Annotated in this window: 18 protein-coding genes; 12 read left to right on the top strand and 6 right to left on the bottom strand. The window is 40.5% G+C overall.

Annotation, left to right across the window (positions count from 1 at the left end):
* Positions 1 to 173: 173 nt before the first annotated feature.
* The gene (rd, locus tag FN732_RS04800) at positions 174 to 338 is read left to right on the top strand and encodes a rubredoxin (RefSeq protein WP_142935320.1); all 165 of its coding nucleotides are present in this window, start codon (positions 174 to 176) and stop codon (positions 336 to 338) included.
* Positions 338 to 1,528 (top strand): FprA family A-type flavoprotein, encoded by a 1,191-nt coding sequence (locus FN732_RS04795; protein ID WP_142935318.1) that lies wholly within the window; start codon positions 338 to 340, stop codon positions 1,526 to 1,528. Before rd ends, FN732_RS04795 begins: the two co-directional genes overlap by 1 nt.
* Here the strand turns inward: FN732_RS04795 and FN732_RS04790 are convergent.
* The 5 genes from FN732_RS04790 to FN732_RS04775 are packed head-to-tail and all read right to left on the bottom strand — an operon-like array spanning position 1,521 to position 4,411.
* Complete coding sequence (locus FN732_RS04790) at positions 1,521 to 2,366, bottom strand: 4Fe-4S binding protein (RefSeq protein ID WP_142935316.1); 846 nt, start codon at positions 2,364 to 2,366, stop codon at positions 1,521 to 1,523. The two genes, FN732_RS04795 and FN732_RS04790, sit on opposite strands and share 8 nt — an antisense overlap.
* Positions 2,367 to 2,374: 8 nt before the next feature.
* Entirely contained in the window at positions 2,375 to 2,512 is a 138-nt protein-coding gene (locus FN732_RS09565) for a hypothetical protein (protein ID WP_185954250.1), read from the bottom strand.
* Positions 2,502 to 3,386: an Mrp/NBP35 family ATP-binding protein gene (locus FN732_RS04785; RefSeq protein ID WP_142935314.1), complete on the bottom strand. Its 885-nt coding sequence runs from the start codon at positions 3,384 to 3,386 to the stop codon at positions 2,502 to 2,504. Before FN732_RS04785 ends, FN732_RS09565 begins: the two co-directional genes overlap by 11 nt.
* Before the next feature lie 4 nt (positions 3,387 to 3,390).
* Positions 3,391 to 4,173 carry an inositol monophosphatase family protein gene (locus tag FN732_RS04780; protein WP_142935312.1) on the bottom strand — a complete coding sequence of 261 codons (783 nt, stop codon included), beginning with the start codon at positions 4,171 to 4,173 and terminating at the stop codon, positions 3,391 to 3,393.
* Positions 4,157 to 4,411, bottom strand: coding sequence for a hypothetical protein (locus tag FN732_RS04775; protein ID WP_142935310.1), 255 nt, complete (start codon positions 4,409 to 4,411; stop codon positions 4,157 to 4,159). Before FN732_RS04775 ends, FN732_RS04780 begins: the two co-directional genes overlap by 17 nt.
* 58 nt (positions 4,412 to 4,469) lie before the next feature.
* On the opposite strand from FN732_RS04775, the gene FN732_RS04770 reads away from it, so the two are divergent.
* The 3 genes from FN732_RS04770 to FN732_RS04760 are packed head-to-tail and all read left to right on the top strand — an operon-like array spanning position 4,470 to position 7,099.
* Complete coding sequence (locus FN732_RS04770; protein WP_142935308.1) at positions 4,470 to 5,117, top strand: response regulator transcription factor; 648 nt, start codon at positions 4,470 to 4,472, stop codon at positions 5,115 to 5,117.
* A complete protein-coding gene (locus FN732_RS04765) occupies positions 5,077 to 6,000 on the top strand; it encodes a sensor histidine kinase (protein WP_142935306.1) in 924 nt (307 codons plus the stop codon). The genes FN732_RS04770 and FN732_RS04765 overlap by 41 nt, the downstream gene beginning before the upstream one ends.
* Positions 5,993 to 7,099, top strand: a complete 1,107-nt coding sequence (locus FN732_RS04760; protein WP_185954249.1) for an aminopeptidase — start codon at positions 5,993 to 5,995, stop codon at positions 7,097 to 7,099. Before FN732_RS04765 ends, FN732_RS04760 begins: the two co-directional genes overlap by 8 nt.
* On the opposite strand, the gene FN732_RS04755 is transcribed toward FN732_RS04760, so the two are convergent.
* Positions 7,068 to 8,375 carry an APC family permease gene (locus FN732_RS04755; RefSeq protein ID WP_142935301.1) on the bottom strand — a complete coding sequence of 436 codons (1,308 nt, stop codon included), beginning with the start codon at positions 8,373 to 8,375 and terminating at the stop codon, positions 7,068 to 7,070. The two genes, FN732_RS04760 and FN732_RS04755, sit on opposite strands and share 32 nt — an antisense overlap.
* 118 nt (positions 8,376 to 8,493) lie before the next feature.
* Here FN732_RS04755 and FN732_RS04750 point away from each other — a divergent pair, with 118 nt between their 5' ends.
* Genes FN732_RS04750 through FN732_RS04720 form a run of 7 tightly spaced genes read left to right on the top strand, consistent with a single transcriptional unit; the run spans position 8,494 to position 12,827 of the window.
* Entirely contained in the window at positions 8,494 to 8,772 is a 279-nt protein-coding gene (locus FN732_RS04750; protein ID WP_221928602.1) for a nucleotidyltransferase family protein, read from the top strand.
* Positions 8,763 to 9,161, top strand: a complete 399-nt coding sequence (locus tag FN732_RS04745) for an HI0074 family nucleotidyltransferase substrate-binding subunit (RefSeq protein WP_142935299.1) — start codon at positions 8,763 to 8,765, stop codon at positions 9,159 to 9,161. The genes FN732_RS04750 and FN732_RS04745 overlap by 10 nt, the downstream gene beginning before the upstream one ends.
* Positions 9,161 to 9,463 (top strand): nucleotidyltransferase domain-containing protein, encoded by a 303-nt coding sequence (locus FN732_RS04740; RefSeq protein ID WP_142935297.1) that lies wholly within the window; start codon positions 9,161 to 9,163, stop codon positions 9,461 to 9,463. Before FN732_RS04745 ends, FN732_RS04740 begins: the two co-directional genes overlap by 1 nt.
* Positions 9,460 to 9,915, top strand: coding sequence for a hypothetical protein (locus FN732_RS09640; protein ID WP_221928601.1), 456 nt, complete (start codon positions 9,460 to 9,462; stop codon positions 9,913 to 9,915). The genes FN732_RS04740 and FN732_RS09640 overlap by 4 nt, the downstream gene beginning before the upstream one ends.
* A 17-nt stretch (positions 9,916 to 9,932) precedes the next feature.
* Positions 9,933 to 11,252: a nucleotide sugar dehydrogenase gene (locus tag FN732_RS04730; protein WP_142935295.1), complete on the top strand. Its 1,320-nt coding sequence runs from the start codon at positions 9,933 to 9,935 to the stop codon at positions 11,250 to 11,252.
* Positions 11,252 to 12,214, top strand: a complete 963-nt coding sequence (locus FN732_RS04725) for a Gfo/Idh/MocA family oxidoreductase (protein WP_142935292.1) — start codon at positions 11,252 to 11,254, stop codon at positions 12,212 to 12,214. The genes FN732_RS04730 and FN732_RS04725 overlap by 1 nt, the downstream gene beginning before the upstream one ends.
* The gene (locus FN732_RS04720; protein WP_142935290.1) at positions 12,204 to 12,827 is read left to right on the top strand and encodes an acyltransferase; all 624 of its coding nucleotides are present in this window, start codon (positions 12,204 to 12,206) and stop codon (positions 12,825 to 12,827) included. Before FN732_RS04725 ends, FN732_RS04720 begins: the two co-directional genes overlap by 11 nt.
* Positions 12,828 to 12,871: the final 44 nt, after the last annotated feature.

Raw genomic sequence — 12,871 nt, 5'->3', positions numbered from 1 at the left:
GCCTCATCAAGGTCTTGGTTATAAGACTCCAGTAGAGAAGTTTGAGGAATATATTAAAAAACTCCAGGGTGTCCACCATGTATTGAACGAGAACAAGCGTTGACAGAAAAAAGATGGGGAACTAAGTTGAGTATTGAGAATTATTCTCAATAAGACAGAATAAAGGACTGATTATGAAAAAGTACATTTGTATACCTTGTGGTTACATCTACGACCCCGAGATTGGAGACTCCGATAACGGAATACCACCGGGAACTCCCTTCGAGGAGCTTCCAGAAGACTGGGCATGTCCTTGGTGTGGAGCTCCGAAAGAAGACTTTGAACCTGTGGAGGAGTAATGGCAAAGAAAATTAAGGATGGAATTTACTGGGTCGGTGCAATAGACTGGGACAGGGTTCTGTTTGATGAGCTTGTAACACTACCTGAAGGAACGAGCTACAACGCCTACGTTGTCCTTGGAAGTGAAAAGACGGCCCTGATAGATACAGTTGAGCCTCACAAAAAGGGAGAGCTCTTTAGAAACTTAGAGGAGTTAGAAATAAAAAAAATAGATTACATAGTCTCAAACCACGCAGAGCAGGACCACTCTGGAACAATTCCGGATGTTTTAGAGAAGTTTCCAGAGGCCAAAGTGGTAACGAACAAAAAGTGTAGGGATATGCTGATAGACCTCTTGGACCTTCCAGAGGATGCCTTTCAGTTAATAGAGGAAGGAGAGGAGCTCCCTCTGGGAGATAAGACTCTAAAGTTCTTCTTGGCTCCTTGGGTTCACTGGCCGGAAACGATGTTCACATGGGTAAAGGAGGATAGAGTCCTTTTTACGTGTGACTTCTTAGGCTCCCACATAGCGACAAGTGAGCTATTTGATACAACAGATGAAAACAGGGCAAAGGTCTACTTGGAAACAAAGAGGTACTACGCAGAGATTATGATGCCCTTTAGGAATTTTATAAAGAAACACCTAAAACTCATTGATGAATTAAAACCTGAAATAATCGCCCCGAGCCACGGCGTTGTAATAAAGGATGTTGAGTTTATGACGGGAGCCTACAAGAGGTGGGTTTCAGATGAAGTTAAGCCTATGGTAATAATTCCCTTCGTCTCAATGCACGAAAGCACCCGCCACATGGTTGACTTTTTAACGTCTGAACTCTCAGAAAACGGGATAATAGTCAGGCCCTACAACCTGATAAAGTCGGACATCGGAAACGTTGCAATGGACTTGGTTGATGCTGCAGCGGTCGTCATTGCATCCCCAACGGTCCTTGCAGGAGCTCATCCATCAATCATCTACTTTTCCTACCTCATGAACGGACTAAGGCCAAAAACCAAGTTTATCTCCGTCATCGGTTCATACGGCTGGAACGGAAAAGTTATGGTCAAGCACGTTCAGGAGACATTAAAAAACGTAAAGGCCGAATGGATTGAACCTGTTCTAATTAAAGGACTTCCAAAGGAAAGTGACTATCAGAAACTAAGGGAGTTTGCAAAGGAGCTATCGGATAAAATCAAGGAGATTTCTAACTAACGGAAGTCTCCTTCCTCTTTCTGTTCAAGATATTACCAATTGGATTGTTGACCTCAACGACGGGGCAGACCCTAACACAGTTTAAACACCTTAAACAGGCAGGTGAATTGGGGTCCTCGTAAATCGGATAGTTAACGGGACAGGACTTTTTACACAGGTTGCACTCTATACAGTTTTCCCTATCAACCTTAAAATCAACAATGCTGAGCTTGTTAAAGAGGGAAAAGAGAGCTCCTAACGGGCAAACATACCTGCAGAAGGGCCTCTTTATAAAGATTGAACCGTATAGGAACATACTTCCAAAGGCCAGTTTAAAGAGAAAGAAGGCTCCGGCCATGTTTGCAATCATAGAACTCACTGCAACCCAGTATATCCCTGCCTCAATTGTTCCCGTTGGACAGACCATGCAGAAGTAGTGTTCCTTGAAAAAATAGGGAAGGAGAATTACTCCAAAGATGAGCATCAGGTACTTTAGGTAAACAAAGGGCTTTGGAAGGTCAAACTTAACCGATGGAATTTTGTTCAGTAAGTCCTGAATCAGACCAAATGGGCAGACCCATCCACAAATCCACCTTCCAAAGGATGCAGAAACGGCAGAGATGATTCCAAGTGTAAGGAGGGGTATCTTTGAGATAACGAAAAAGTGTGAAAGGGTTCCTATGGGGCAGGAGTAAAGGGATGCAGGACATGCGTAGCAGTTCATTATCGGAAATGGAATTGATTTGAGTTTCCCCGTGTAGAGCCTTGAAGTTAAAAAGTTCCAAAACGGAAGGTTTGCCGTTATTCCTGTTAAAACTTGGTAGAGCCTTCTGTTTTTGAAGAACGGAATTTTTAACATTGGAGCTCCTACTTAATCCCAATACACGTTAGACAGAGGATTTTTCCATTGTTCCAGATAACCCAGAGTTCATCCCTAAAAATTCCCCAACCGATAAGTAGGAGCGACAGGAGAAAGACTCCCGCCGCAACTAACTTAGTTTTCAACCTTTTCTCCAACTTCCTCAAGGAGTTTTTCAACAATGGAATCAAAGGCTTTCGCAGAGGCACTTTCAGGGTTTGAAATTACAATGGGAACTCCCCTGTCTCCCGCCTCAACAACAGCCGGCTCTATCGGAACTCTTCCCAAGAACGGAATTCCCAACTCCTCTGCTGCCTTCTCTCCACCACCCTTTTTAAAGAGGTCTATCTCCTTACCACAGTGAGGGCATATGAGACCGCTCATGTTTTCAATAATACCCAAAACTGGAACGTTAACCATCTTTGCAAAGCTTATAGACTTTCTCGTATCAAGGAGGGAAACTTCCTGAGGTGTGGTTACAATTACAAATCCATCCATAGGTTTAATCAGCTGGGCAATACTCAAGGCTTCATCTCCTGTTCCTGGAGGAAGGTCAATGATGAGGAAGTCAAGTTCTCCCCAGTCTATGTCTGCTAAGAACTGCTTTATTACCTGGTGTTTTAGTGGTCCTCTCCAAACAACAGGCTGGTCTGGATTTTCAAGTAGAAAAGCCATTGAAACAATTTTTAGGTTTGGAATGCCAAGGGGAATAAACGGCTTTATCGTTTGACTGTTAGGGTCTGCAAAGAGCCTCTGTCCTTCTGCCCCCAACATCTTTGCAACGTTGGGTCCGTGAATGTCTGCATCCAACAGTCCTACCTTGTAACCCTTCTTCGCAAGCTCCGCTGCAAGGTTTGTAGCTACCGTTGTCTTTCCAACACCTCCTTTACCGCTAAGAACTCCTATTCTGTGTTTTATCTTAGACAAATTGCACGTAAGTTTAACGTCCATAGGGTCCTGAGCTGTTGAGCACTTGTCCTTGTGGGCACATCCCTCACACTTTTTCTCATCGTAAGCCATTCTCTTACCTCCTTTGGTGTCTTTGAACTATCTCAAGTAATTTCTCGTAAGTTTTTGGAGAAGCTCCTATAATGTTTCCAGTCTTTAGGTAGCCCTTTTTCCCCTCAAAATCTGAAACTACTCCACCTGCTTCCTCAATCAGTAGAACACCGGCAGCTATGTCCCAAGGATGGAGAGACATTTCCCAAAAACCGTCAAAAACTCCCTTTGCAGTGTATGCAAGGTCGATGGCAGCAGAACCACACCTCCTTATTCCGGAAACCTTGAGAAAAACCTCCTTAAAACACTTCAAATAGTCGTTGAGTAGGTCCTTTCCCCTGAAGGGAAATCCCGTTGCAATCAATCCATTTTCAAAGGGTCTCTCACTTACCTTCATCCTCTTTCCGTTACAGTAGGCTCCTTCCCCCTTTTCGGCTACAAAAGTTTGGTCAAGGAGTGGAGCTCTAACAACGGCCGCAACCAACTCTCCTCTAAACTCAACTCCAATGGATATGCAAAAAACAGGAAGTCCGTGGATAAAGTTCTTTGTCCCGTCAAGGGGGTCTATGTACCACTTCCAGTCGTTTCCCTCGTATCTTCCCGTTTCCTCAGCAACTATAGAGTGTTGAGGGAAAACTTCCTGTATAGTCTTAATAATAATCATTTCTGATTTTTTGTCAGCCTCTGTAACAAAGTCGTTCCTTGCCTTCTCCTCAACTTCAAGGGAACTTAACTTTTCAAAGTAGCCAAGTAGGACTTCACTTGCCCTCTCCGATGCCCTTAAGGCCGTATCAATAACCCTGTCCATAGAAATCTCCCATCTGTGGTTTAAACGAAAGTGAAATTAAATTTCCGTTTTCAAGGAGAAACTCAACCTTAAACGTATGGTGGTAGGAGACGTAATTAACACTCTTTTCAGAGATTAAACTTTTGGTGAGGAAAATTGCCTCATCCCACGTTTCAACGTCAGGAAACTCAACGTTAAGGTCAAACCCCTTCAGTGAAAATGTCCTCTCAACGGCTACAATAAACTCGTCAGAAAGCATTTTAACGAATCCCTAAATTTTGGAATTATTTTATTCCAAAACACAGTAAGAGGTAAGTTTGAAAATAGCAGTTGTTGAGGACGATGTCTCAATCTCCAGCCTAATTAAGAGGGTTTTGTTAAAGGAGGGATTCTCCGTCAGGGAGTTTTCAACTGCCGAATCTTTATTTAGCTCACTCTTTGACTACGGAGAGGAGTTTGACTTAATAGTTTTAGACTTAATGCTTCCGGGAGTCAACGGATTTGAAGCCTGCACGTTTTTGAGGGAACGGGGAGTTAACACCCCAATTTTAATCCTGACTGCCCTATCTACCGAGGATGACAAAGTTTACGGCCTTGAGAGTGGAGCCGACGACTATCTGACAAAGCCGTTTGGAATCAGGGAGTTTGTAGCAAGGGTTAGAGCTCTCCTAAGAAGAGGAAAAGCTTTAAATTTTGAAGTACCGAAAAACTCACTTAGAATCACAGACTCTGGTGTCATAGTGGATGGAAGGGAAGTTAAGTTGACAAGCAGGGAGAGGGAACTCCTTAAGATTTTACTTGAAAACAGAGGGAGGACTGTCTCAAAGGAGGAGCTCCTAAGGAAGGTTTGGAAGGGAGAGTCGGTCTCTAAGAGGGTTGTTGACGTTCACATTAAACACCTAAGGGACAAAATCGGAGATAGAATTGAAACGGTCTGGGGAGTTGGATACAAGTTTACTGGCTGAGATTCAGAATGAGTTTGAGGAGATAACGGTTGTTGATGAAAAGGGATACATCTTAGGAAGTAACTACAAGAAACTCTGGGACATCTTTCCATTTCCGGAGGTTATATCCTCTTTTGAGGAAGTCTTAAAGGGGGGAAGGAGTTCCTGTAAAGTTAAGGAGGAGAAAACTTACCTGTTAAAGTTTAAGAGGGTCAGGGACTTTATCCTTATTCTTAAGAGCGATGTTTCACTCAACGAGGAGTTTGAAAACATTAAGAAAAGCGTAGTTTCAACCCTTTCTCACGAGATAAAGACTCCCCTATCAAGCGCAGTAGGAAATCTTGAGTACCTTCTTCTTTACGGAAACTGCGAGGAGAGAGAAATCTTGGAGGAGGTTCTTGAAAAATTGAGGGAACTTAACTCAATCGTTGGAGGTATAGAGAACCTCTTTAAGTACTCCCACTTAAACTTTAGCTGGATTAATCTTAGACCTATAACAGAGGAAGTTATCAACGAACTGAGGAAAGAGGCAGAGAATAAAGGAATCAAGCTAATCTACAAGTTGGTAGACGTCAGCTTACCAGCCGACAAGGTTCTCTACAGTCAAATGGTGAGAAACCTCCTGAGCAATGCAATAAATTTTACAAATAGAGGTAGGGTTGAAGTTGAACTTACAGAAAACTACCTGAGGGTTTTGGACACGGGAAGGGGAATCAGCAAAGAGCTACTTCCTAAAATCTTTGATAGGTTTGTAAAGGGAGAGGAGAGCTCCGGCCAGGGAGTTGGTCTTTCAATCGTCAGGGAGATAGTTAAATTTCACAACTGGAAGATAGATGTGGAGAGTAAAGAGGGAAAAGGAACAACGTTTACAGTCCACTTTAAAAAGGGAGGAAGGAATGTTTGACTGGAGGGATGAGGAACTGAAGAGGGGAATAAGAAACCTCTTTTTGAACAACCTGTGCGTCAGGAGGGAGGATAAGGTTTTAATACTGACAGATAAGTACAAGGAGAAAGTAGGGGAGCTCCTCTTCTACTTCGGCTCCAACCTTGTTCCCCAAATCTCCCACCTAACCTACTCTCCGACGGGAAGGCACGGAATAGAACCCCCTGAAGAGGTCTGGAGGGCAACGTTCGGAGAGGAGTTTGTTTCAGAGATTAAGGAGAGGGAGCTCCTTGAAAAAATACTAAAGAAGGAGATTAGTGAGGGAGACGAATTGGAAGTAAAGGAGCTCTTACTCGAAACGACCTCTCCGTCGGAGCTCCCAACGGCCGTTGTTGCTGTAAACCAGTTTTCAATAAGCCATACACTCTACAGGAAACTCTGCACGGAGTTTCTCTCAATTCGCTTTGCAAGTATGCCCCTCTTTGAGCCCTTTATGTTCTACACATCCCTTCAGGCCAACTGGAGCAGAGTTTCAAGGCTTTCAAGGGAGATTGCCTCCCTCCTCACAGATGCCAGAGAGGTTCACGTAACCTGTCCATTAGGAACGGATATCAGGTTTTCCGTTGAGGGAAGGGAGGGACTTGCGGATACCGGAAAAATCTGTTCTCCCGGCGATTTTGGAAACCTTCCTGCAGGAGAGGCCTTCATAGCACCAGTCGAGGGAAGTGCAGAGGGGATTTTTGTAACAAAGTATGCTCCAGACAGGAAGCTCAGAGAACCTGTAAGGCTCACAGTTGAGGATGGAAAGGTTAAAAACGTTGAAGGTGAAGAGGAGTTTTCAGACTTCTTAACCAACCTCCTCTACCACGAGAAGAACGCCGATAACATAGCTGAATTTGGAATAGGTACGAACGAAAGGGCAGAGAGATTTGACAACATCTTAGAGGCTGAAAAGATACTTGGAACGTGCCATATTGCAATAGGTGACAACAGCTCCTTTGGGGGAAGAGTCAAGGCCAACGTCCACATAGATTTACTGATAGATAAACCAACAGTCGTTTTGAAATTCAAGGATAGAGAGTTAAAAATTATGGAGAGCGGAGAACTCCTGATTTCTTAGTCCTGTAGTAGACAAAGAAGAGAACTGCCGTTATTAAGTAGATGAGGAGGATGGAGAGGAGCTCCTTCCTGTTTTCCAGTGCCAAATAAACAAGAATTGTTAACGTTGTAACTACCATTAATACAAGGCCAGTTAGAGCCGTTTTAACGTTTGCCTTTGTTAAGTCCCTTAACTTAATGTTTGCTATTGAAACTCCTATTGATACCAGGAGAAACGTTACGCTCGAAAATTCAGCTATTACTGTAAGTCCCGAAAGGGATGTAAAGAGGAGAGCTGAGACCGTTAATAGAGCAAGGGAGTTAACTGGAATAAACTTTTTGTTTCTCTTTGCTAGAAATCCCGGCATCATGCCTTCCTCTGCCATCTCAGCTGCCATCCTTGAGGCCCCAAAGAGGGTTGAGTTAATCGCAGAGCTCGTTGCAAGTAGTGCTGCAAATCCTATAAGGAGTCTTCCCCAATCCCCCAAAATCGGCTGGGCTACAACGGCAAGTGCGTACTCCTTCGCAGAAACTATTTGGTCGTAGGTCAGAACGCCAACTGCAATTAAAGATAGTAAGAAGTAAATTGTTCCAGTTATAACTATCGAACCGTAAATTCCCCTTGGAATATTCTTATCTGGATTTTCTGTTTCAAGAACTGCATTTGTAATAAGCTGAAATCCCTCGTAAGCAACAAATATAACCGCTGCACCTAAGAAGACAGAAGGGACACCCTTATTGAAAGGTGGATAGAATCTGCTCCACTCTATCTGAGAAAGTCCAATGGCAGCAAATAAGCTGAGAATCAGTATTTTCCCGTAAACAATTATGTCCTCAGTTATTCCCGACGTAACAACTCCCCTAACGTTGATGTAGTAGAAGAAGAGGAGAACAAATACAGAGAGAAACACCCTTAGAAAGTTTGAATCTGGAAACCCCAAAAGGTCTGCACCGTAAGCGCCAAATGTGAATGAGTAGAGGGAAAGTGTCCCTATATATCCGATAATAACGGTCCACCCCTCCAATCCCGATATCCATGGCTTTTCCGGAAATGCCCTTCTTAGGTACGTGTAACTTGCCCCATCGTCCCTAAACGTAAGTGCCAGTTTAACGTAGTGGTATCCTGCAGCAAGGGCTATCAGAAGGTCTATCAGAAACGAGAAGGGAGCTCCGTTTCCGGCAAAGCTTACAGAGATTCCCAAAACGGAGAATATACCCCCTCCAATCATTCCTCCTATGCCGAGAGCCAGGAGCTCTCTTAAACCCAACTTTTCCTTGGAAGTTTTCAGTATCCCCATTTACTTTCTTCCATTTTGTAAAATGCTATCTATAAATAATTTAGGGAATAGCTAATTCTATAGCTTTTAGGAAAGAGCCGTGAAATTTGAAATTAAGGAGAATCTTAAAAATTTAAGATTGGAGACCATTGAAGATTTAAAGAGGTTTCTAAAGGAATTTTTCAAAAATGAACAGGTGAACATCTATCTGTTCGGTTCAAGGGCAAGAGAAGACAATACGCCATTTTCTGATGTGGATATTGGTTTCTTGGCAGACCACGATATTTCGGATAAATTGGTTCTCTTAAGAGAAGTTCTTGAGGAGAGTAACTTTCCATACAAGGTTGACTTGGTGGACCTTTCGTCAAACGGGGAGCTCCTAAAAATTGCCCTAAAAGAAGGGAAGAGATGGCTTTAGAAAAATTAGTAAAAGACTTTGAAAAAGCGTTAGAAAGATTAGAAGAAGCTTATTTAAGAGCAAGGAATTCAAACGAAAGCGACTATCCTTTTTTCAGGGATAGTGCCATCCAAAGATTTGAATTTACCGTTGAGATATTTTGGAAATGTATTAAAACCTATTTAAGAGAAAAAGAGGGGATTGAATGCAGAAGTCCCAAATCCTGCGTAAGAGAATTCTTCTCCTTAGGTTATCTAACGGAAGGAGAAGCCATTACGTTCCTTAAAATGATAGACGATAGAAACTTAACCTCCCACACCTACAGAGAAGAAGTTGCCGAACAGTTGTTTTCTAAGTTGAATACGTATATAATTCAGCTTAAAAAAGTCCTTGAAAGATTAAGGAAATAATGGAAAACAAGGAAAAAATCAGGCTATCTCAGGAAGAAATAAGGACAATAAAGGATATAATAACAAAGTATGATCCACAGGCTGAAATACTAATATTTGGAAGTAGGACAGATTTAACAAAAAAAGGTGGGGATATTGATATCTTGATAATATCAAAAGATATAGACTACAGAATCAGGAGAAAAATAAGAGTTGATTTACAGCTTTCATTGGGCAATAGAAAGATAGATTTGATAGTGACTGATAATCCAGAAAAGACAGAGTTTACAAAAGTAGCTTATAAATATGGAGTTAAGATATGACTTTTGAGGAGAGAAAGGCAATTTTCTGTGAAAATTTAAAACTTCTAAATAAAAATCTGGATTGGTTGTTGAAGTCTTATAGAAAAGCTCAGAACATAGATTTTTCAAAAAAGGGGTTAACAGAAAGTGAATTAGAAATTTTGGAAACGCTATCAAATGGGTTTGGTAGAACTATAGATATGTTTATTAACAGGGTTTTAAGGAGTTTGGATTTACTGGAATTAGAAGATGTAGGTAGAAAACCGGATGTTGTAATAAGAGCAGAAAAAAGAGGCTTCGTAGATGACTACAAACTGCTGATAGAATTGAAAGATTTAAGAAACGAATTAGCTCATGAATACATCCAAGAAAATTTAATCGAAGAATTTAAGGAAGTTCTTGAAAAAGTGCCGATATTAATTGACACTATCAAAAAAATTAATGAATACACAGAAAAAATGAATTACTGTTAATCTTCTGGAGGAATAACATGAATATCAAAAGTTTTAAAAAAGGCAACAAAGAAAAAATTGTGGTAGTAGGTCTTGGTTATGTTGGACTTCCTTTGGCAGTTTTATTTGATACAAAATATAACGTAATAGGGTTTGACATAAACCCTCAAAGAGTAAAAGAGTTAAAAGAAAGCTATGACAGAACAAAGGAAGTAGAACCTGAAAAACTCAAAAACTGCCAAATAGAATTTACAAATAATCCAGAGAAAATATCTGAAGCTAAAGTAATAATTGTTACAGTTCCAACCCCTATTGATGAGCATAATATCCCTGATTTAAGGCCTATTCTTTCTGCTACAAAAACAGTAGGGAAATACATGAAACCTGGTTCAATCATAGTATATGAATCAACAGTTTACCCTGGACTTACAGAGGAGGAATGTATTCCAATTCTTGAAAAGGAAAGTGGTTTAAAGTGGAAAGAGAACTTTAACGTAGGATATTCTCCTGAAAGAGTAAACCCTGGAGATAAAGAGCATACAATAGATAAAATCCAAAAAGTAGTTGCAGGTGACACTCCTGAAACGATGGAATTTTTGGCGGAGCTCTACGGTTCCGTAATAACTGCAGGTATTCATAAAGCTCCTAATATAAAAACAGCCGAAGCTGCTAAAGTTATAGAGAATACGCAAAGGGATTTAAACATTGCTCTTATGAACGAACTTTCTGTGATTTTCAATAAATTGGGAATAGACACAAAGGCTGTCTTGGAGGCAGCTGGGACAAAGTGGAACTTCTTAAAATTTGAACCTGGCCTTGTAGGAGGACACTGTATAGGTGTTGACCCCTACTATTTAACCTTTAAGGCACAAGCTATAGGATACCATCCAGAAGTTGTTCTCGCAGGGAGAAGAATAAACGACTATATGGGAAAATTTGTAGCAGAGAATACGGTAAAGGAATTAATTAAGGCAGGAAAGGCAGTAAAAGGAAGTAAAGTTTTGATATTGGGAATAACATTCAAAGAAAACATATCGGATATCAGAAACACAAAGGTTATTGATGTTTATAACGAGCTTAAAGACTTTGGAGTAGATGTTTATATTTATGACCCATTTGCTTATCCGGATGAAGTTAAAAAAGAGTATGGAATTGAGTTAATAGAAAATATGGAAAGTTATGCTCCCTACGATGCAGTAATAGTAGCTGTAAAACATAAAACTTTTATTGACAATTTGACTCTTAAAGACTATAAAAAGCTTACAAAGGATGACGGTAAGCCAATTTTAATAGATATAAAGGGAATTTATGATAGAGAAAAAGCAGAGAAAGAAGGCTTTCTTTACTGGAGGTTGTAATGAAAAATTTCGCTCTTATTGGAGTAGCTGGATACATAGCACCAAGACATATGAAGGCAATAAAGGACACAGGTAATAAGCTTGTAGCAGCATTAGATAGATGTGATAGTGTTGGAGTTTTAGACAATTTCTTTCCAGATGCCGATTTTTTCACAGAATTTGAAAGGTTTGATAGACACATTGATAAACTGAGGAGAAGGGGAACAAAAATAGATTATGTGTCTATATGTTCGCCTAATTACCTTCATGATGCTCACATTAGATTTGCCCTTAGAAACGGTGCAGATGCAATATGTGAAAAACCCCTTGTCTTGAATCCTTGGAATTTAGACGCCTTATCCGACATAGAGGAAGAAACAGGTAAAAGAGTTTACAACATTTTGCAGCTTAGAGTTCACCCTTCAATATTAGAACTAAAAAAAAGAGTAGAAGAGGAATACCCAAAAAGGGATAAAAAATACAATATTGACCTTACGTACATTACATCCCGAGGGAAATGGTATTTCATATCCTGGAAAGGTGACTTGAATAAGTCTGGAGGAGTGGCCACGAATATTGGAATTCACTTTTTTGACATGCTCATCTGGATTTTTGGGAACGTACAACACCAGGAAGTCCATTACTCCGAACCATTAAGAAAAATGACAGGTTACATAGAACTTGAAAGAGCAAACGTAAGGTGGTTTCTATCAGTTGACCGTAAGGATCTTCCAGAAGAAATAAAACAGAAAGGTCAAAGAACCTATAGGTCTATAACTTTTGATGGAGAAGAAATAGAATTTTCGGGTGGCTTCACAGATTTACACACTGTTGTTTACCAGAATATATTAGATGGCAATGGCTTTGGAATAGAGGAGGCAAGACCTTCTATAGAGTTGGTTTATAGAATAAGGAACATAAAACCGGTTGGTTTTAATGAAAGAGCACATCCTCTTGCAGTGGAGAAGTTGTATGAAGGGTAAAAATTACTTTGTTCATGAATCATCCTATATAGATTCTCCCGTAGAAATAGGAGAGGGAACAAAAATTTGGCATTTCTCCCATGTATTGCCAAATACCAAAATTGGTAAAAACTGCATAGTTGGTCAAAATTGTATGATTGGCCCTGATGTAAAGATAGGTGACGGATGTAAGATTCAAAATAACGTATCAGTTTACAAAGGAGTAGAACTTGAAGATTTTGTTTTTTGTGGACCTTCCTGTGTCTTTACAAACGTTTTAACTCCGAGAGCTTTTGTAGAAAGAAAACATGAATTCAAAAAGACTTTAGTAAAGACTGGTGCAACGATAGGAGCGAATGCAACTGTAGTTTGTGGAAATACAATTGGTAAGTACGCTATGATAGGAGCAGGAGCAGTAGTTACATCAGACGTTGAGGATTATGCCCTTTACGTTGGAGTTCCAGCAAAAAGAGTTGGCTGGGTCTGCAAGTGTGGAGTAGTTCTAATTCATAAAGAAGAAATTAAGGGAAATGCAAAGACAAGTGGGAATGGATTAATGATTACTTGTCCCAACTGTGGAAGCGTTTATATTTTTGAGAAGAATTTATTCTATCCTTTGGAAGAGAAGATATAGAAAAGTGTTATAGAGGAAAAGTAGGAGAATTAAGGCTAAAAGAG

It is taken from the genome of Balnearium lithotrophicum, assembly GCF_900182585.1.
Taxonomy (GTDB): Bacteria; Aquificota; Aquificia; order Desulfurobacteriales; family Desulfurobacteriaceae; genus Balnearium; species Balnearium lithotrophicum.
This window is presented reverse-complemented; position numbering and strand designations above follow the sequence as displayed.